Raw genomic sequence first — 16,664 nt, 5'->3', positions numbered from 1 at the left:
GGATCAGAATGGGCGATCGCCGCTGATCTGGGTACGATGCATCACCCGCCTTGCACTGCCCTCGAACTCATCCCGTCGGTGCAGGACGCAGCGATTGTCCCAGAGGACGAGATCACCGACCTTCCAATGCTGGGTCCAGCAGAAGCGCGACTGTGTCGCGTGGTCCCACAGCTCATCCAGCAGCGCCTCGCTCTCGGCCAAGTCGAGGCCGGGAATATAGGCGTTGCGGCGGCGGCCGAGGAAAAGTCCCTGCCGGCCGGTGACCGGATGGGTGCGGACCAGCGGGTGGACGGCACCGGGCGTGCGGCGAGGGTCCGTCACCGCCTCGAAGCCGATGCGCAACTGACCGACGCTGTTGAGGCTGCTGTCATGGACGCAGGAGAGATGGGTGATCAACTCCTGCGTGGCGGCCGGCAACGCCTCGTAGGCGGCAACCATGTTGCAGAAGCTGGTATCGCCGCCGCTGGGCGGGACCTCCAGGGCATAGAGCGCCGAGGCCATGGGCGGAATGTCGACATAGCTCATGTCGGTATGCCATTTGGACTCGTGGTTGCCGAGCCCGCCGATCGGCTTGCCGTTTTCAACGACATTGGAAATGACGAGGACATGGTCCGCTGCCGTGTCGCGGGCCTCGCCCTTGGCCTGGCGCGGATTGCGGTCCAACGCGCCGAAGTTGCGGCTGAAGGCCATGAGCTGGTCGTCGGTCAGGGACTGACCGCGGACCCGCAGGACATGGTGCTGCATCCAGGCCTGGCGGATGGCGCCGAAATCGGCCGGGCGCAGGGGCTGCGCGAGATCGATGCCGGCGATATCGGCGGCCAGGGCGGCGCCGGTGGGGATGACCTTGAGCATGGGCTTCCTCCGATCTTTGGCACAGCTTGCCGTGGCCAGGGTGGCGTGCCTAGGCTCTGCGACAAGGGGAAACGACGGAGACGCTGCAATGGCCGAAGCCATGGGGCTGCAACCGGTGCAGGGACCGCAGGTCTGGTATGGGCCGGAGGTTGCCGCTCGTACGGACTGGGTCAGGCCATTGGCACCCGGCGAGATTGCATCCTTGGACGCGGCGGTGGCGCGACTGGATGCGACCGGCATCGATATCGCCGCGATCGGGCCGCAGCATCTGCAGGTGCCGGAGTTGCAGCCGCTGGTGGCGGAGGTACGGCAGGCGGTGCTGCATGGCCGCGGCTTCCTGCTGGTACGGGGGGTGCCGGTGGAACGCTGGACCATCCGCCAATGCGCCATCGCCTATTTCGGCCTCGGCACCTTGCTGGGGGAGCCGGTGTCACAGAATGCGATGGGGCATATCCTGGGACATGTGAAGGATATCGGCGCGGACTACGCCCGGCCCGAACATCGCGGCTACCAGACGGCGGCGCGGCTACCCTACCATTGCGACAGCTCGGATATCGTCGCGCTGCTCTGCCTGAAGCCAGCGAAGGCGGGAGGCAAGTCGAGCCTCGTCAGTTCCTGGACCTTGTACAACGAGATGCTGCGGCGGCACCCGGCACTGCTGCCGGAACTGCTGAAGCCGGTCTATCGCGACCGGCGGGGCGAGGTGCCGGACGGGGCGGAGCCCTGGTATGCCGTGCCGGTCTTCACGCCGATGCCGGGTGGCGGGCTGGTGGCAACCTATGTCCGGAGCGCCATGCGCAAGGCGCAGCGCTTTCCCGAGGTGCCGCGTACCACGCCGGCGCTGGAGGCGGCCTGCGACGCGCTGGATGCCCTGGCGGATGACCCGGCGATCCACCTCGACATGGATTTCCAGCCCGGCGACATGCAGTTCGTCAGCAACCACTGGATCATGCATTCGCGTACTGCCTACGAGGATTTCCCCGACCCGGCCGATCGCCGTCACCTGTTCCGGCTGTGGCTGGCCTGTCCGGATGGCCCGGCGCTGCCCGAGGTCTATACCGCCGCCTGGCAAGGCGCGACGGCCAAGGGCCGGCCGGCCGGTATCCGGGTTGCCGGCGTGCCGCTTTCGGCACCGCTGGACGGGGGATGGGGGTGATGCGGCAGCTTCACCTCAACCTCTTCATCCATGGTCGGGGCCATCATGAGGCGGCCTGGCGGCATCCGGACGCCTCGCCGCTGGGGCTGGCGGATATCCGCTACTATACGGAACTGGCGCAGCAGGCGGAGGCGGGGCTGCTCGACAGCATCTTCCTCGCCGATACGCTGGCGGTCGGCGACGACGTCGCCAATGCGCCGCGCGCCTGGCTGGAGCCGGTCACGACACTGGCGGCGATCGCCGGAGCGACACGGCGTATCGGACTGATCGCCACCTGCTCCACAACCTATACCGAGCCCTACAACCTGGCCCGGCAATTCGCCTCCCTCGACCATATCAGCGGCGGCCGGGTCGGCTGGAACATCGTCACCACCTGGCTGGCGGCGGCGGGAAAGAACTACGGTGACGAGGCTCAACTCGGCCACGCCGAGCGCTATGCCCGGGCCGAGGCATATATGCAGGCCGTCACCGCGCTTTGGGACAGCTGGGCGGATGATGCGGTGCTGGATGACCGGGAGCGCGGGCGCTATGCCGCACCGGGGCGCATCCGCCGGATCGATCATGCCAGCGCGCATTACCGCGTTGCCGGTCCGCTGAATCTGCCGCGTGGGCCGCAGGGCCGGCCGGTCTTCGTGCAGGCAGGGTCGTCCGAGACCGGCCGGGGCTTCGCCGCGAGGCATGCCGAAGCGGTCTTCACCGCGCAGATGGAGAAGGCGACGGCGGTGGAGTTCTATGCCGACCTGAAGGCGCGGGCAGCGGCGCTGGGCCGATCGGCTGATCAGGTGCTGGTGCTGCCGGGGCTTTGTCCGGTCATCGGCGGCACCGAGGCGGAGGCCCAGCGCATCTGGCGCGAGTTGGGAGATCTTTCGGACCCGGAGGTGGGGCGGCAGCGGCTCTCCGGCCGCTTCGGCGGCCATGATTTTTCGCACCTGCCGCTCGACCGGCCGCTGGCACCGGAGGATTTTCCCGACCCGGATACGGTGCAGGCGGCACGCAGCCGGACCGAGGTGATCGTCGGGCTGGTGCGGCGGGAGAAGCCGACGCTGCGGCAGTTGCTCGGCTATCTCGCCGGCGCGCGTGGGCATTTCGTCACGCTCGGCACGCCGGAACAGGTTGCCGACCTGATGGAGGATTGGTTCCGGACCGGCGCCGCCGATGGCTTCAACCTGATGCCGCCGGTCCTGCCGGCGATGCTCGGCAGCTTCATCGAGCAGGTCGTGCCGCTGCTGCAGCAACGCGGGTTGTTCCGAACCGGCTACACCGACGGGACGCTGCGTGGGCATTACGGGCTGGCGCGGCCGGAGGCGGGGTTTTAGACCTGCCGCCGATCGGTAAGAGGTAACGATGGCGCAGCGGCGGGACTATGGCGGGATCATCGGGCTGCTCATCGTTGTCGCTCTGCTGGTCGGCGGGTACTTCCTGTTTCCCGCCGTGCAGCGGGCAATGTCCTACCAGGATTGCATCGCCTCGGGCCGCGTCACCGGATGCTGAGTTCCGGCAGCGGCGGGGCCACGCCCTCCGGCAGTCCGACCCGTGCCGTGTTCAGCGTCATCGAGACGGCGACGTAATAGCCGCTGACGGCGATGAGGTCGATCACGCCCTGTTCGCCGAAGCGCTGCTTGGCGGCGGCGAAGGTGGCATCCGAGACGAAGCGGGTGCGGTGCATCTCGGTGCAGAAATCATAGACGATACGTTGGTCTTCGTTCATGCCCTCCGGCCGCTTGCCCTGGGCAAGGTCGGCCGCAACGGAGGCGGGCAGGCCGGCTGCCATGGCCAGGCGATGATGGGCGAACCACTCGTATTGGGACGACCATTCGCGCGCGGTGATCAGGATGGCGAATTCGTTCAGTGCGGCTGGGATGGAACTGCGGAAGCGCAGCTCGGCGCCGAGCTGCTGCAGCTTGTCGCCGACACCGGGGCTGCGGAGCCAGGGGTTGAAGGGGCCGCCGATGCTATTGTCCCGCCCGGGCACGGCGGCGCGGGGCCCGCCCTGGATGGCGGCGGCGAGGGCCTTCTGCTCGGGCGTCATCTGCTCCGGCGTCAGGGTCGGGAAGCGGTTCTGCGCCGCGGCGGGCGTGGCAAGCACGGCGCAAAGCGCGGCGACCAGGGCCAAGGATCGCATATCGTCTTCTCCCGTGGGTTCTTTGACGCAAGCCTGCGCGCGCCGGACATCGGGAACAAGAGGGCATGGTGCCTGTATTCAGGCTGCCAGCCACCTATCTCACCAAGCAGCCCCGCAGGGAGAATGCCGATGACCGAGGCCACGCAGATCGTCTGTCCCGAATGCGACGCCATCAACCGCGTGCCGACCGCAAGGCTGGGCGACGGGCCGCGTTGCGGCGTGTGCAAGTCCCCGTTGTTCCCGGGCAGGCCGGTGGCCCTGGATGAGGCGCGGTTCCGCCGGCACCTGAGGCTCAGCGGGATTCCGCTGCTGGTGGATTTCTGGGCCTCCTGGTGCGGCCCCTGCCGGACCATGGCGCCGGAATTCGCCACGGCGGCAACCACGCTGGAGCCGGGGATGCGGCTGGTGAAGCTTTCCACCGAGGAAGCGCCGGCGGTCGCGCAGGAATTCCGCATCAGCAGCATCCCGACCCTGGCACTCTTCGCGGGCGGGGTGGAGCGGGCACGGCAGAGCGGCGTCATGCCGGCGCGGCAGATCATCGATTGGGCACGCCGCGCGGCGTGAGCCGGGCCTATCAGTCGAGCTTGAGGTCGATGCGGCGGATCAGCGCCTCGATGGTGCTGACGCCGGCCTGCAACTGAGCCCGGAAAGCCTCAGGCGATCTGGGCGAAGGTGGAACGCCCTGGGCGATCAGCCAGTCGCGCAGCACCGGCTCGCCGATGATGCGGGTAATCTCGGCATTGAGCCGGGCAATGATGGGTGCCGGGGTGCCGCCCGGGGCGAAGAAGCCAAGTCCTTCCTGCACCCAGATGTCCGGCAGCCCGGCCTCCGCCAGGGTCGGTACATCGGGCAGTTCGGCGTAGCGTTCCTCGCCTGCGATGGCGAGCGGCCGGACCGAACCGGCCTGGACATGCGGCTTGGCCAGCGACCAGCTGGCAAACATGGCGTCCAGCCGCCCCGCCAGCAGCTCCGGCACTGCCTGGCCGCCGCCACGGAAGGGGATATGCGTCATGGCGACACCGGCAGCGGCATTGATCTGCTCGAGCCCGAGGTGGAAGGAACTGCCTACGCCGATGCTGGCGAAATTCAGCTGCCCGGGCCGGGCGCGGGCATAGGCGAGGAATTCCTGCAGGGTCTGCACCTGCAGCGAAGGCCGGGTGAGCAGCAGCACGGTCAGCGCGCCGACCGGGGCGACCGGCGCCAGGTCCCGTTGCGGATCGAAGTCGAGCGGACTGCGTGCGGCGGCGGCGATGACCAGCCCGGCAGTCGCGCAGAACAGCAGGCTATGGCCGTCCGGCGGCGCCTTGGCGACCAGCGAGGCGGCGATGTTGCCGCCGGCACCGCCGCGGTTGTCCACCACCACCGGCCGGCCGAGGCTGGTGGTCAGGCGCTCGGCGATGCGACGGGCGATGGTATCGGTGCTGGCGCCGGGCGGGAAGCAGACGGTGATGGTCACCGGGCGGGTCGGGTAGTCCTGGGCCTGGGCTGGTGGGGCCTGGACTGGCGCCGTCAGGCTCAGCACGGCAGCCAGCATGGCGCCGCAGGCACGTGTCCACCCGTTCATTCGGTTCCCTCCATGCCCGAAGCCTAAAGGGGGAAGACAAGTTCGGACAAGGGCGGGCCGGCTTGCATGGCGCGGGAGGCGCGGACATGCTGGCCTCGACAAGGGAGGAAACCATGGCGGCAGGGCTGATAGAACGCGTCTGTGACCTGGTCACGGCGCCGCCACCGCTTTCCGCCGAGGACCGGCAGGATGTGCTGCTGGCCTTCGCCGATACCCTGGCCTGTGCCCATGCCGGCTGGTTCGAGCCGGTGGCGCGGGCAACGGCCGGCGCCTGGCGCGGCGGCGCGGTGCCGCTGCTGGATGGCAGCACCGCGCCCACGGCCGAACATGCCGCGCTGATCACCGCGACCGCCGGCCATGCCCTCGACTACGACGACGTGCATCTGGACAGTACCTCGCATCCCTCCGTCGTGCTGGTGCCGGCGCTGCTGGCGATGCAGGCGGTGGGTCGCTTGCCTGCCGCCCGGCTGGCGCCAGCCTTCGCCATCGGGATCGCGGTGAACGCGGCGCTCGGCAGGGCGCTGGGCTTCGCGCATTACCGGCGCGGCTGGCATGCGACCTCGACCATCGGTCCCTTGGCCGGGGCGGCGGCGCTGGCGCATCTGCTCGGACTGGACCGGGTGGCGACGCGGCATGCGCTGGCCCTGGCGGCGGCGCAGTCCGGTGGATTGCAGCGTAATTTCGGGGCCATGGCCAAACCCGCCCAGGCCGGCTTCGCCGCCGCTGCCGCGGTGCGGGCGGCGACCCTGGCCCAGGCCGGGCTGACCGCCGATGCCGATGTCTTCGCGCCGGGGGGCTTCCTCGACCTTTACGGCGGCGATGCCGGGGCCACGGCGCGGGCGGCCGATGTCGCCTTGGATGCGCGGCCGGGCAGCATCGCCCGCAAACTCTATCCCTGCTGCTATGCGACGCACCGGCTGATCGCCGCGGCGCTGGATGCCCGGGCACCGCTGAACGCGCCGCCACCGGCCGAAGCGATCCTGACGCTGCGGGTGCCGGCGGGTGGGATGCAGCCGCTGCGCGCCAGCCTGCCCACCACTGGGCTGGAGGCGAAATTCTCCGCTGAATATACCGTGGCAGTGGCGCTCTGGCAGGGCAGCATCGGCCTCGCGGATTTCGAGGATGCGGCGGTGGCCCGGCCGGAAGCCAAGGCTCGCATGGACCGTGTGCGGGTTATCGAGGAGCCGGTGGCAGCCGATGGCGCGCAGGGTTTGGAGCATGGGACGGCACGGCTTTCGGTGACCGTCGATGGCCGGGAGATGGCGCGGGGCGAGGCGGGACCCATTCCAGGTTCGCCGGCACGGCCGGCGACCCGGGCGGAGATGGAAGCGAAGATCGCCGATTGCCTGGCCCGTCACACGGCCGGCGGCGGCAAGGCTGTGGCGCCGGCTGCCTTTCTGGCCCGGCTGGAGGCAATCCTGGCGCCTCCTGCCGCGCAAGCGGCCTGAGCAGGCCAAGCGAGGAGAATGCAAGATGGCAGTCGTGGCCCCCATCGATGCCGTGCGCAGCAGTCGGCGGCCGATCGTCTCCAATGGCGTCCCGGCGCATCTGACCACCTTCATCGGCGCCAATCGCTACAGTCCGGACGCGGCGCCGCCACCAGGGCCCGAGGCGATCTACCCGATGGCCTTCCTCGTGGAGCAGCCGCCAGGCTCGGTGGTGCAGACGCATTTCCACGTGGCGAACCAATTCCAGATCGTGGTCGCCGGCAGCGGCAGGCTGGGCGGGCATGCAGTCGAGCCGGTCGCGGTGCACTACAGCAATGCCTATAGCGCCTATGGCCCGATTACCGCCGGTCCCGAGGGCTTGCAGTATTTCACCTTGCGCAATGGCTATGACCCGGGCGCCCGCTACCTGCCCGCGGCGCGCGAGGAGATGCGTGGGGTCCGACGCCGGTTCCGCGATGCCTTTGCCGAGCCGGCATCCCCGGTAACCGCTGCGCCTGAGGCCTCCTCCATCGATCCGCTGCTGGCGGTCGCGCCCGATGGGATGGGTGCCTGGCGGCACCGGATGCCCCCGGGCTCCCGTCTCGAGGGGACCGACCCGGTGACCGGGGATGGCCAGTTCTGGGTCGTGACGGCGGGCTCCCTGAATCTGCCGGGCGGGGAGGTGCTGCCGCCGCTCTCCTGCGCCTTCGTCGGTCCGAATGAGCCGCCATTCGAAGCCACTGCCGGCGAAGCCGGGCTGGAAGTGGTGATGGTGCAGTTCCCGCGTGGCCGCGACCACGTGGCCAGCGACCAGGCCTAACTGCGGCTGAGCAGGACTTCAGCATCGTGGTGTTGAAGGGCTCAGTCCAGCAATCAGGCCTGGCGCGGGCGGCGACGGGCCAGCAGCACCAGCAGGATCGCGGCGGCGGAGGCCAGGGTGTACATGCCGAAGGCATTCACATAGCCGATCATCGCCGCCTGCCGGTTGATCTCCTTGCTGAGGCTGGCCAGGCCCGGCAGCGTCTCGATGGTCCAGCCGCCCATCAGGCCCGGCGTAGTGAGCACGCGGTTGTAGGGCGTGATCATCTCCGTCATGCGGCTGTAGTTCATCGTCGTCGCCTGGATGATCTCGGCGACGCTGAGCGAGATGAAGAGGCTGGAGCCGATGTTGCGCAGCAGGTGGAACAGCGACATCGCTTCCGCCATGTGCCGGCTCTCGAGCGTCGAGAAGGTCATCACCGTAAGCGGTACCCAGATGATGCCGACGGCGACGCCCTGCAGCACGGCATTCATCAGCAGCTCATCGGTCCCGACGTTGAGGTTGAGGCTGGCCAGCCAAAGCCCGGAGGCCACCAGCAGGCCGAAGCCGATGCCCATGCCGATACGCGGATCCCAGCGGCCGATCAGTAGGGTACTGGCGAAGCCGATGCTGCCGCCGATGCCGCGGTAGCCGACCACCATGCCGATGATCGAATCCGGATAGCCCGCATGCTGTTGCAGCAGCGATGGCAGCAGCACGATGGGGGTGAAATTCACCATCCCGTAGATGAAGACCAGAAGCAGCCCCAGGCCGTAGTCCCGGTTCAGCAGCAGCTTCAAATTCAGGAAGGGAAAGCGTGTCGTCAGGCTATGGGCGAGGAAGATGTAGAAGGCGAGCAGCGCGATGCAGGTCTCGGCGATGATCTCGGGGCTTTCGTACCAGTCCAGCCTTTGCCCACGGGACAGCACGAGCTGGACGCAGGCGATGGCGGTGGCCAACGCCAGGAAGCCGGTCCAGTCGAGCGGTACCTGGGCACCGGGCCGGTCCGGCGGCAGGGTGAGGCGAAGCGCGACCACCGCCAGCACGCCGGCCGGGACGATCATGTAGAAGGCCCAGCGCCAGTTATGCGCCTCCGCCAGCATTCCGCCGAAGACCGGGCCGACCACCGGCCCCAGCACCACCGTCATCCCGAAGATCGAGCTGACGAGGCCGGCCTGACGGCGCGGGAAGCTGTCCAGCACGATGGCATTGGCCAGCGGCACCACCGGCGCGCCGATACCGCCCTGGACGATGCGCCACAACACGATCGTCTCCAGCGAATCCGCCTGGCCGCAGAGCCAGGTGGCCAGGGTGAAGCCGCTGACGCAGAACAGCATCACCCGCCGCCGGCCGAAGCGGGTGACCAAGTAGCCGGTCATCGGCGTGACGATGGCGGTCGCCAGGATGTTGAAGGTGGTGGTCCAGGCGATCTCATCCGCGGTCGCGGCGAAGGTCCCCTGCATCTGCGGCAGCAGGGTGGAGGCCACCAGCAGCGTCGTCGCATAAAGCGTCGAGCCCAGCACCACCGAGGCCAGGATCATGATCCGGCGGGTCAGCGACAGGTCGAGCACGGCTGGCGCGTCGGACATCGGTGCCTTGACGAATATTGCCTGGGTGATAGTGACCTGAGTACCTAATCCTGGCGAGCCCCAACCGTGCCGCTGCCGACCATCCCGCTCGATGACCGCCGGACCATCGGATTCCTGATCTCCGACGTGGCGCGGATGATGCGGGCGGCCTTCGACCGCCGCGTGCAGCGGATCGGCCTGACGCGTTCGCAGTGGCTGGTGCTCAGCCTGCTCTACCGCAGCCCTGGGGTCAGCCAATCGGAACTGGCTGACATGCTGGAGGTGGAGCGGCCGACCGCGGGGCGGATGATCGACCGGCTGGAGCGCAAGGGCTGGGTGATCCGCCGGCCGGATGCGGTGGATCGCCGGGTCAAGCGGCTCTACCTCACCACCGAGGCGGAAGGGGTACAGGCCGAGATGGGGCAGATCGCCGCCGAGATGGTGGATGACGCCATGGCCTCGCTCGCCCCGAAGGAGCGCCTGGCGCTGACCGGCATGCTGGAGCGGGTGAAGGGCACCCTGCTCGCCATGGGGCCGGCCGCATGAGTCCCTCCCGCCGCCGGATGCTGCTGCGGCTGGGGCTGCTGGTGCTGGTCCCGCTGCTGGCCGCAGGGGGCGCCGCCTTCGCCTGGCAGGCCGGGGGCCGCACCATCACCACCGAGAATGCCTACGTCCGGGCCGATATCGTGCAGATTGCGCCGGAGATCGCCGGGCGGGTGGCGGAGGTCGCGGTGCGCGATCATAGCCGCGTCGAGGCCGGGGGCTTGCTGCTGCGGATCGACCCGGCGCCCTTCCAGCTCGCTCTCGAGAAGGCCGAGGCGGAGTTGGAAGCTGCCCGCGTGCTGGTGGAGACCTCCCGCGCCACCTATCACGAGACCCGCAGCGAATTGGGCGAGCTGGAAAGCCGCGCCGACTACCTGCTGCGCCAGGCCAGGCGGCAACAGGACCTGGCCACCCGCGGCGTCGCGCCGGCGGTGCGGGTGGAGGAGACCCAGAGTGATGCGCTGGTGGCGCGCGAGCGGATCAACGTGCTGCGGCAGCGGATGGTGCGGCTGCTGACGACACTGAAAGGCGATGTGGACCTGGCGGTGGATGACCATCCCTCGGTCCGGGAGAAGCTGGCGGACCGTGACCGTGCCGCGCTCGACCTGGCGCGCACGACCATCACCGCCCCGACCGGCGGCACGGTGGTGAACATGCGGCTGCAACGCGGCGAGCAGGTGCGGGCGGCGACGCCGGTCTTCGCCCTGGTCTCCGACCGGCGGCCCTGGGTGGAGGCCAATCTGAAGGAAACCACCCTGACCCACGTGGCGGTGGGCCAGCCGGTGGATGTGGTGCTCGACATCTACCCGGATATCGTCTGGAAGGGCGAAGTCGAGAGCATCAGCCCGGCGACGGGGGCCGAATTCGCCATCCTGCCGCCGCAGAATGCCTCCGGGAATTGGGTAAAGGTGGTGCAGCGGCTGCCGGTGCGGGTGCGTCTGCAACCCTTCGCCGGAGAGCCGGCGCTGTGGGCCGGGGTGACGGCGACGGTTGCAATCGATACCGGCCAGCGCCGCAGCCTGATGGATATCTTCGAGAGCATGGCGAAGCTGGGCCGCGGCAGCGCCAGCGCGGCCGGGTCTCCCTGAAGGCCGCTCCGCTGGGGCTGAAGGGCGCCGCACTGGGGCGGCTGCTGGCGGTCGGCCTCGGCACCATGGTGGTGCCGTTGGACAGCGCGCTGAACATCGCCTTCCCCGCCATCACCGCGCATTTTGGACTGGCATTGCCGGAAATCCAGTGGATCGTCATCTGCTACGTGCTGACCTATGGCAGCCTGATGCTCGGCATCGGCCGGCTGGGTGACATCTTCGGCCATGCGCGGGTCTTCCGCGCCGGGCTGGCCTGGAGCGCGCTGGCCTACCTGCTCTGTGCCTGGGCGCCGGGTTATGACTGGCTGCTCGCCTGCCGGGTTATGCAGGGCATCGGCGCGGCACTGGTCATCAGCTGCGGGCCGGCGCTGGTCACCGGCTGGTTCGCCGAGGCGCTGCGGCCGCGGGTGCTCGGCCTCTATACCCTGATGTTCTCGGCCGGCTCGGTGCTGGGTCCCTCGCTCGGCGGGCTGCTGGTCGCCTGGTTCGGCTGGGAGGCGGTATTCTGGTTCCGCACACCCATCGCGTTGGCGGCCCTGCTGCTGCTGCGCGGCGCCGGCGCCCCGCCGCCGGGGGTGCGGGAGCCCTTCGACCTACCGGGTGCCACCCTGCTGGCACTGGCGATCGGTAGCCTGTTGTTGGCCATCAACCGGCTCGGCGGCGGCGGATTGGTGGCGCTGCCGCTGGGGCTGCTGTTCCTCGCCGTGCTATGGGGCTTCCTGCGGCAGAGCCGGCGAAGTGCGCGGCCGGTGATCGCGCTGCATTATTTCAGCCTGCCGGGCTTCGCCGCGCTGAACCTGGCCAATGTGCTGGCCAACACGGCCGCCTTCGCCGTGCTGCTCTTCGTGCCCTATTACCTCACCCGCGTCGCCGGATTGCCGGTGGCGCTGGCGGGGCTGGTGCTGGCGGCCTCGCCGGCCGGGGCGATGCTGGTCGCGGCGCCGGGCGGCTGGCTGCTCGGCCGCGTGCCGGCGCGGCGGATGGCCGCGGCGGGCATCGGGCTGGTAGCGGCGGGGCTGGGCGCGATGGCGCTATGGGGCGCGGCGACGCCGCTGGCGCTGCTGGTGCTGGCACTGCTGCTGCACGGCGCCGGCCTGGGTCTGCTGCAACTCAGCTATACCGATAGCGTCACCGCCACCCTGCCACGGCAGGACCGGGGCGTGGCCGGCAGCCTGGCGATGATGACCCGCACCCTGGGCGTGGTCACCGCCGCCTCCCTGCTTACCTTGCTGTTCAGCGCCTTGCAGGGAGGCGCCACTTCGGGCGAGGCCTTCCTCGCCGCCTTCCATGGCACCTTCACCCTGGCCGCCGTTATCCCGTTATTGGCCCTGCTGCTGCTGCGCCGCTGAGCCTATTCCGCAGGCGCCGGGGCCGGCCGGCGCCACAGCCGCATCGCCCATTCGCCGAAGTCATCCACCACCGTATAGACCACCGGCACCACCACCAGGCTGAGCAGGGTGGAGGTGATCAGCCCGCCGATCACCACCAGTGCCATGGGCGCGCGGAATTCCGCATCGGCGCCGATGCCGGCGGCGATATGCGCCATGCCGGCGGTCATCGCGATGGTCGTCATCACGATGGGCCGGGCCCGCTTGCGGGCCGCCTCGACCAGCGCGGCGCCGCGCGGGAAGCCGGCGCGGCGTGCCTCCACGGCGTATTCGACCAGCAAAATGGAGTTCTTGGCGACGATGCCCATCAACATCAGCACGCCGATCACCGCCGAGACGCCCAGCGCCTTCTGCGCCAGCAGCAGCGCCATCAGCGCGCCGCCGAGCGAGAGCGGCAGCGCCGACATGATGGTCAGCGGCTGCAGGAAGCCGCCGAACAGCAGCACGAGCACGAGGTAGACCAGCAGCACCCCGGCGCCGAGCGCCATGATGAAGCCGCCGAACAGCTCGCCCATCACCTCCTTGTCGCCGACCTCGCGTTCGCGCACCCCGGCGGGCAGCGCCTGCATGATCGGCAGGGCGGCGATCAGCTTGGTCGCCTCGCCCAGCGGCATGCCATTGGTCTCGGCCTCGATGGTCGCCTTGCGGACGCGGTCCAGCCGGTCGATCTGCGCCGGGCCGGCGCCGTGGCGGATCTCGGCCACGGCATCGAGCGGGATGGCGAGGTCGGCCCGGCCAGCGACCCGCAGCGCACGCAGCGCATCCAGATTGCCCCGCGCATCCTCCGCCAGCATCACCCGGATCGGGATCTGCCGGTCCGGAAGGTTGAAGCGGGCCAGCGCCTGGTCGACATCGCCGATAGTGGCGATGCGGGCGGTGGCGCCGACCATGGCGGCGGAAACCCCCAGCTCCGCGGCCCGGGCATCGCGCAGCATGATCTGCAGTTCCGGCCGTTCCAGGCTGGCGACGGACCGCGCCCCCGAAAGCGCCGGGATGCTCCGCATCTGGGTCTCCAATTCCCGCGCCGCGGCCGCGAGACGTCCGGCATCCTCGCCGATCAGCGTGATGGAGGCCTTGGCACCACTCATTCCATCGGCCCCGAAGCGGATGCGGCTGCCGGGAATGGCTTCCAGCGCCGGCCGCACCGCCGCTTCGAACTGCTGCTGGGTCAGGGCACGCTCGCCGCGTGGGACCAGGGTGATGATGAGGTTGGCGTTGCGCGGATCGCCCTGGGTGGTGGTGCTGCCCATGCCCGGCCCACCGCCGGCGATGCTGGCGGTGCCGAGCGAGGCGAAGACCGAGGCGACCTCCGGGCGCTCCCGCAGGATGGCGGTGGCGCGGCGGACGGCGACATCGGTATCGGCCAGGGTCGCACCGGGGGCCAGCTCCAGCGCCATGGCGGAGCGGCCGCGATCGGCGGCGGGGATGAAGTCCGAGGGGATGAGCGGGACGAGGGCGACCGAGAGGACGAAGAAGCCGGTCGCCCCCGCCAGCGTGGCCCAGCGATGCCGGAGGCACCAGCCGAGCAATGCCAGGTAACGTCGGCCTATCCTGCCATCCCCCACTTCCTCGGACCCCGCCCGTGTCGTCGGCTTCAGCAGGTAGGCGCCCATCAGCGGCGTCAGCATCCGTGCCACCAGCAGGGAGAAGGTGACGGCGGCGGCGACGGTCAGGCCGAATTGGCGGAAGAACTGCCCGGGGATGCCGGGCATGAAGGTCACCGGGACGAAGACCGCCAGGATGGCGCCGGTGGTCGCCATGACGGCGAGGCCGATCTCGGCCGAGGCATCCATCGCCGCCCGCCAGGCGCCGCGCTCGGGATGGGTGCGGAGGTGACGGACGATGTTCTCGATCTCGACGATCGCGTCATCCACGAGCACGCCGACCACCAGGGTCAGCCCCAGCAGGGTGATGTTGCTGAGCGCATAGCCGAGCCAGCTCAGCACCAGGAAGGTGGGGATGAGTGAGAGCGGCATGGCGACGCAGGTCACCGCCGTCGCCCGCCAGTCGCGCAGGAACAGCCAGACGACGAAGACCGCGAGCGCGGAGCCGAACAACAGCGCATCGATGGCCGCCCAGAAGCCGGCCTCGACGAAGGCGACGGTGGAGGTGACCTTGCGGACCTCGACGCCCGGATGCTGCTGCTCCAGCAACGCGGCGCGTTCGGCCACGGCCTTGGCGACCTTCACCTCGGAGGAACCACGCGTCCGCAATACCTCGAAGGCGACCACCGGCAGGCCATTCAGCCGGGCGGCGGTGCGGATCTCGGCGGTGCTGTCGGTCACCTCCGCCAGATCACCCAGCCGCGCGGTGCGGCCGCCGGGCAGGATGATGGGCCGGGCCGCCAGCGCCTCGACCGAATTGGCCGAACCGAGGGTGCGGATCGATTGCTCGCTGGCCCCCAGCGTCCCGCGGCCGCCAGGCAGGTTGATATTCGCATCCCGCAGCTGCTGGTTCACCTGCACCGCGGTGATGCCGAGCGCCAGCAGCCGATCCGGGCGCAGCGCCACGCGGATCTCGCGCTCCACCCCGCCGATGCGGTTCACCTGGGCGACGCCGGAGATGGAGAGCAAGGACTTCGCCACGGTATCCGTGACGAACCATGAGAGCTGCTCGGTGCTCATCGCCGGGGCGGCGACGGTATAGGTGAGGATGGCGCCGCCGGTGATCTCGATGCGGCTGACGATGGGGTCCCGGATGGCGGCCGGCAGGTCGGCGCGGATCTGCGAGACCTTGTCCCGCACGTCGTTGGTCGCGCGGTCGACATCCTTGCCGAGGGAAAATTCGATGACGGTGGTCGAGGTGCCGTCCTGCACGATGGAGGTGATGTGCTTGACGTCGCCCAACCCCGCGACCGCATCCTCCACCCGCCGCGTGACCTGGGTTTCCAGCTCGGAAGGGGCGGCGCCCGGTTGCAGGATGCTGACCACCACCGCCGGCAGGTCGATGTCGGGGGTGTTGTTGATCCGCAACCCGGGGAAGGCGACGATCCCGCCCAAGGTCAGCAGCAGGAACAGCACCGCGGTCGGGATCGGGTTGCGGATCGACCAGGCGGAGATGTTCCGGTAGCCGGGGTCTGCCCCCCGGGGCGTCAGGGAAGGGGCCATCCTATTGGGCCAGCCGGATGCGGTCGCCGTCCGAGAGGAAGCCCGCGCCGGTCACCACCACGCGTTCCCCCTCGGCCAGGCCGCTGGTGACTTCCACCGACCCGGCGCGGCGGCTGCCGGTCGTCAAGGCGCGTAATGCGACCCGGTCGGCCTCGGGCGGCAGCACGAAGGCAAAAGGTTTGCCTTCCCGGAGCACCACGGCTTCCTGCGGCACGGTCAGGCCGGCCTCGTCCGCCGGCAGGATCTCCGCCTGGGCGAACATGCCGGGGCGAAGCCCGCTCTCGGCCGGCAGGGCGATGTGGACGATGCCGAGCCGGGTATCGCTGCCGACCACCGGGGCGAGGATGCGGACCTCCGCCATGATCTCCCGCGTGCCATGGCGGACGCGCACCGGCTGGCCCGGGCGGATGCGGGCAAGCTCGAGCTCCGGCACCCGCGCATCCAACTCCAGCCGGCTGTCGCGGATCAGGCGGATGGCTTCCTGGCCGGGAATGGTCACGGCACCTGGCAGGACGCTCCGGCGGGCGACGGTGCCATCGGTCGGGGCCAGGATGCGGGTCTGGGTCAGGCGGGCGGCGGCCTCGTCGCGGCGGGCGCGGGCGGCCAGCAGCCGGGCATCGGCCTGGAGGGCGGCGGATTGGCGTTGTTCCAGGATCTGCTTGGCGACGCTTTCGCTACGCGCCAGCTCGGTAGAGCGGCGCAGGTCGGATTGGGCGATGTTCAAGGCCGCTTCGGCTTCCCGCATCGCGGCTTCGGCCTGGGCCGCCTGGGCGGCGGGCAGCGCATCATCCAGCCGGGCGATCAACTGGCCGCGGCTGACGCGCTCGCCTTCCTCCACCGGTACCTCGAGGATGCGGAGGCCACCGGCCTCGATGCCGACCACCAGTTCCTGCCAGGCGACGACCGAGCCGTCGCCGAAGATCGGGCGGGGGAGGGGCTGTGCCAGGACCGGGGCCAGGGCAACGGTCAGGGCTGGTGGCGCGACGCCGGGAGACGCTGCGGGCACCAGCACGGGGGGCGCCAACGCGGGGGGCGCCAACGCGGGGGGCG

General features: G+C 69.9%; 15 protein-coding genes. 9 read left to right on the top strand and 6 right to left on the bottom strand.

Annotated elements, in window-relative coordinates:
- Positions 1–3: 3 nt before the first annotated feature.
- Positions 4–852, bottom strand: coding sequence for a TauD/TfdA dioxygenase family protein (locus AC0IW9_RS13680; RefSeq protein WP_471648816.1), 849 nt, complete (start codon positions 850–852; stop codon positions 4–6).
- A gap of 88 nt (positions 853–940) precedes the next feature.
- Here AC0IW9_RS13680 and AC0IW9_RS13675 point away from each other — a divergent pair, with 88 nt between their 5' ends.
- Genes AC0IW9_RS13675 through AC0IW9_RS13665 form a run of 3 tightly spaced genes read left to right on the top strand, consistent with a single transcriptional unit; the run spans position 941 to position 3,499 of the window.
- Entirely contained in the window at positions 941–2,008 is a 1,068-nt protein-coding gene (locus tag AC0IW9_RS13675) for a TauD/TfdA family dioxygenase (RefSeq protein ID WP_471648815.1), read from the top strand.
- Positions 2,008–3,324, top strand: coding sequence for an LLM class flavin-dependent oxidoreductase (locus tag AC0IW9_RS13670; protein WP_471648814.1), 1,317 nt, complete (start codon positions 2,008–2,010; stop codon positions 3,322–3,324). The genes AC0IW9_RS13675 and AC0IW9_RS13670 overlap by 1 nt, the downstream gene beginning before the upstream one ends.
- Positions 3,325–3,352: 28 nt before the next feature.
- Positions 3,353–3,499 (top strand): hypothetical protein, encoded by a 147-nt coding sequence (locus AC0IW9_RS13665; RefSeq protein ID WP_471648813.1) that lies wholly within the window; start codon positions 3,353–3,355, stop codon positions 3,497–3,499.
- Here the strand turns inward: AC0IW9_RS13665 and AC0IW9_RS13660 are convergent.
- Positions 3,486–4,130 (bottom strand): carboxymuconolactone decarboxylase family protein, encoded by a 645-nt coding sequence (locus AC0IW9_RS13660; protein ID WP_471648812.1) that lies wholly within the window; start codon positions 4,128–4,130, stop codon positions 3,486–3,488. The two genes, AC0IW9_RS13665 and AC0IW9_RS13660, sit on opposite strands and share 14 nt — an antisense overlap.
- Positions 4,131–4,259: 129 nt before the next feature.
- Here AC0IW9_RS13660 and AC0IW9_RS13655 point away from each other — a divergent pair, with 129 nt between their 5' ends.
- Positions 4,260–4,694 (top strand): thioredoxin domain-containing protein, encoded by a 435-nt coding sequence (locus AC0IW9_RS13655; protein ID WP_471648811.1) that lies wholly within the window; start codon positions 4,260–4,262, stop codon positions 4,692–4,694.
- A 10-nt stretch (positions 4,695–4,704) separates the two neighbouring features.
- On the opposite strand, the gene AC0IW9_RS13650 is transcribed toward AC0IW9_RS13655, so the two are convergent.
- The gene (locus tag AC0IW9_RS13650) at positions 4,705–5,694 is read right to left on the bottom strand and encodes a Bug family tripartite tricarboxylate transporter substrate binding protein (protein WP_471648810.1); all 990 of its coding nucleotides are present in this window, start codon (positions 5,692–5,694) and stop codon (positions 4,705–4,707) included.
- Between the two features lie 86 nt (positions 5,695–5,780).
- On the opposite strand from AC0IW9_RS13650, the gene AC0IW9_RS13645 reads away from it, so the two are divergent.
- Together AC0IW9_RS13645 and AC0IW9_RS13640 are read left to right on the top strand one after the other, a co-directional pair.
- Positions 5,781–7,142 carry an MmgE/PrpD family protein gene (locus AC0IW9_RS13645; RefSeq protein WP_471648809.1) on the top strand — a complete coding sequence of 454 codons (1,362 nt, stop codon included), beginning with the start codon at positions 5,781–5,783 and terminating at the stop codon, positions 7,140–7,142.
- A 25-nt stretch (positions 7,143–7,167) separates the two neighbouring features.
- The gene (locus AC0IW9_RS13640) at positions 7,168–7,941 is read left to right on the top strand and encodes a hypothetical protein (RefSeq protein ID WP_471648808.1); all 774 of its coding nucleotides are present in this window, start codon (positions 7,168–7,170) and stop codon (positions 7,939–7,941) included.
- A 53-nt stretch (positions 7,942–7,994) separates the two neighbouring features.
- On the opposite strand, the gene AC0IW9_RS13635 is transcribed toward AC0IW9_RS13640, so the two are convergent.
- Positions 7,995–9,509, bottom strand: coding sequence for a DHA2 family efflux MFS transporter permease subunit (locus AC0IW9_RS13635; protein ID WP_471648807.1), 1,515 nt, complete (start codon positions 9,507–9,509; stop codon positions 7,995–7,997).
- A gap of 66 nt (positions 9,510–9,575) precedes the next feature.
- On the opposite strand from AC0IW9_RS13635, the gene AC0IW9_RS13630 reads away from it, so the two are divergent.
- The 3 genes from AC0IW9_RS13630 to AC0IW9_RS13620 all read left to right on the top strand — a co-directional run bounded on the left by AC0IW9_RS13630 (position 9,576) and on the right by AC0IW9_RS13620 (position 12,468).
- Entirely contained in the window at positions 9,576–10,034 is a 459-nt protein-coding gene (locus AC0IW9_RS13630; protein WP_471648806.1) for a MarR family winged helix-turn-helix transcriptional regulator, read from the top strand.
- Complete coding sequence (locus AC0IW9_RS13625; protein WP_471648805.1) at positions 10,031–11,119, top strand: HlyD family secretion protein; 1,089 nt, start codon at positions 10,031–10,033, stop codon at positions 11,117–11,119. The genes AC0IW9_RS13630 and AC0IW9_RS13625 overlap by 4 nt, the downstream gene beginning before the upstream one ends.
- Before the next feature lie 71 nt (positions 11,120–11,190).
- Positions 11,191–12,468: an MFS transporter gene (locus tag AC0IW9_RS13620; protein ID WP_471648804.1), complete on the top strand. Its 1,278-nt coding sequence runs from the start codon at positions 11,191–11,193 to the stop codon at positions 12,466–12,468.
- Positions 12,469–12,470: 2 nt separating this feature from the next.
- Here the strand turns inward: AC0IW9_RS13620 and AC0IW9_RS13615 are convergent, their stop codons facing one another.
- Positions 12,471–15,614, bottom strand: coding sequence for an efflux RND transporter permease subunit (locus AC0IW9_RS13615; RefSeq protein WP_471648803.1), 3,144 nt, complete (start codon positions 15,612–15,614; stop codon positions 12,471–12,473).
- Between the two features lies 1 nt (position 15,615).
- Complete coding sequence (locus AC0IW9_RS13610) at positions 15,616–16,626, bottom strand: efflux RND transporter periplasmic adaptor subunit (RefSeq protein ID WP_471648802.1); 1,011 nt, start codon at positions 16,624–16,626, stop codon at positions 15,616–15,618.
- Positions 16,627–16,664 lie beyond the last annotated feature (38 nt).

This window comes from Belnapia sp. AC561 (assembly GCF_979252845.1).
Note: the sequence above shows the minus strand (reverse complement) of the source record. Positions and strands in the feature narration are given on the sequence as shown.

Coding starts and splice junctions, on each gene's coding strand:
- AC0IW9_RS13615 (WP_471648803.1), bottom strand. CDS start 15,614: ATGGCCCCTTCCCTGACGCCCCGGGGGGCAGACCCCGGCTACCGGAAC.
- AC0IW9_RS13655 (WP_471648811.1), top strand. CDS start 4,260: ATGACCGAGGCCACGCAGATCGTCTGTCCCGAATGCGACGCCATCAAC.
- AC0IW9_RS13640 (WP_471648808.1), top strand. CDS start 7,168: ATGGCAGTCGTGGCCCCCATCGATGCCGTGCGCAGCAGTCGGCGGCCG.
- AC0IW9_RS13660 (WP_471648812.1), bottom strand. CDS start 4,130: ATGCGATCCTTGGCCCTGGTCGCCGCGCTTTGCGCCGTGCTTGCCACG.
- AC0IW9_RS13670 (WP_471648814.1), top strand. CDS start 2,008: ATGCGGCAGCTTCACCTCAACCTCTTCATCCATGGTCGGGGCCATCAT.
- AC0IW9_RS13680 (WP_471648816.1), bottom strand. CDS start 852: ATGCTCAAGGTCATCCCCACCGGCGCCGCCCTGGCCGCCGATATCGCC.
- AC0IW9_RS13665 (WP_471648813.1), top strand. CDS start 3,353: ATGGCGCAGCGGCGGGACTATGGCGGGATCATCGGGCTGCTCATCGTT.
- AC0IW9_RS13635 (WP_471648807.1), bottom strand. CDS start 9,509: ATGTCCGACGCGCCAGCCGTGCTCGACCTGTCGCTGACCCGCCGGATC.
- AC0IW9_RS13675 (WP_471648815.1), top strand. CDS start 941: ATGGCCGAAGCCATGGGGCTGCAACCGGTGCAGGGACCGCAGGTCTGG.
- AC0IW9_RS13625 (WP_471648805.1), top strand. CDS start 10,031: ATGAGTCCCTCCCGCCGCCGGATGCTGCTGCGGCTGGGGCTGCTGGTG.
- AC0IW9_RS13645 (WP_471648809.1), top strand. CDS start 5,781: ATGCTGGCCTCGACAAGGGAGGAAACCATGGCGGCAGGGCTGATAGAA.
- AC0IW9_RS13650 (WP_471648810.1), bottom strand. CDS start 5,694: ATGAACGGGTGGACACGTGCCTGCGGCGCCATGCTGGCTGCCGTGCTG.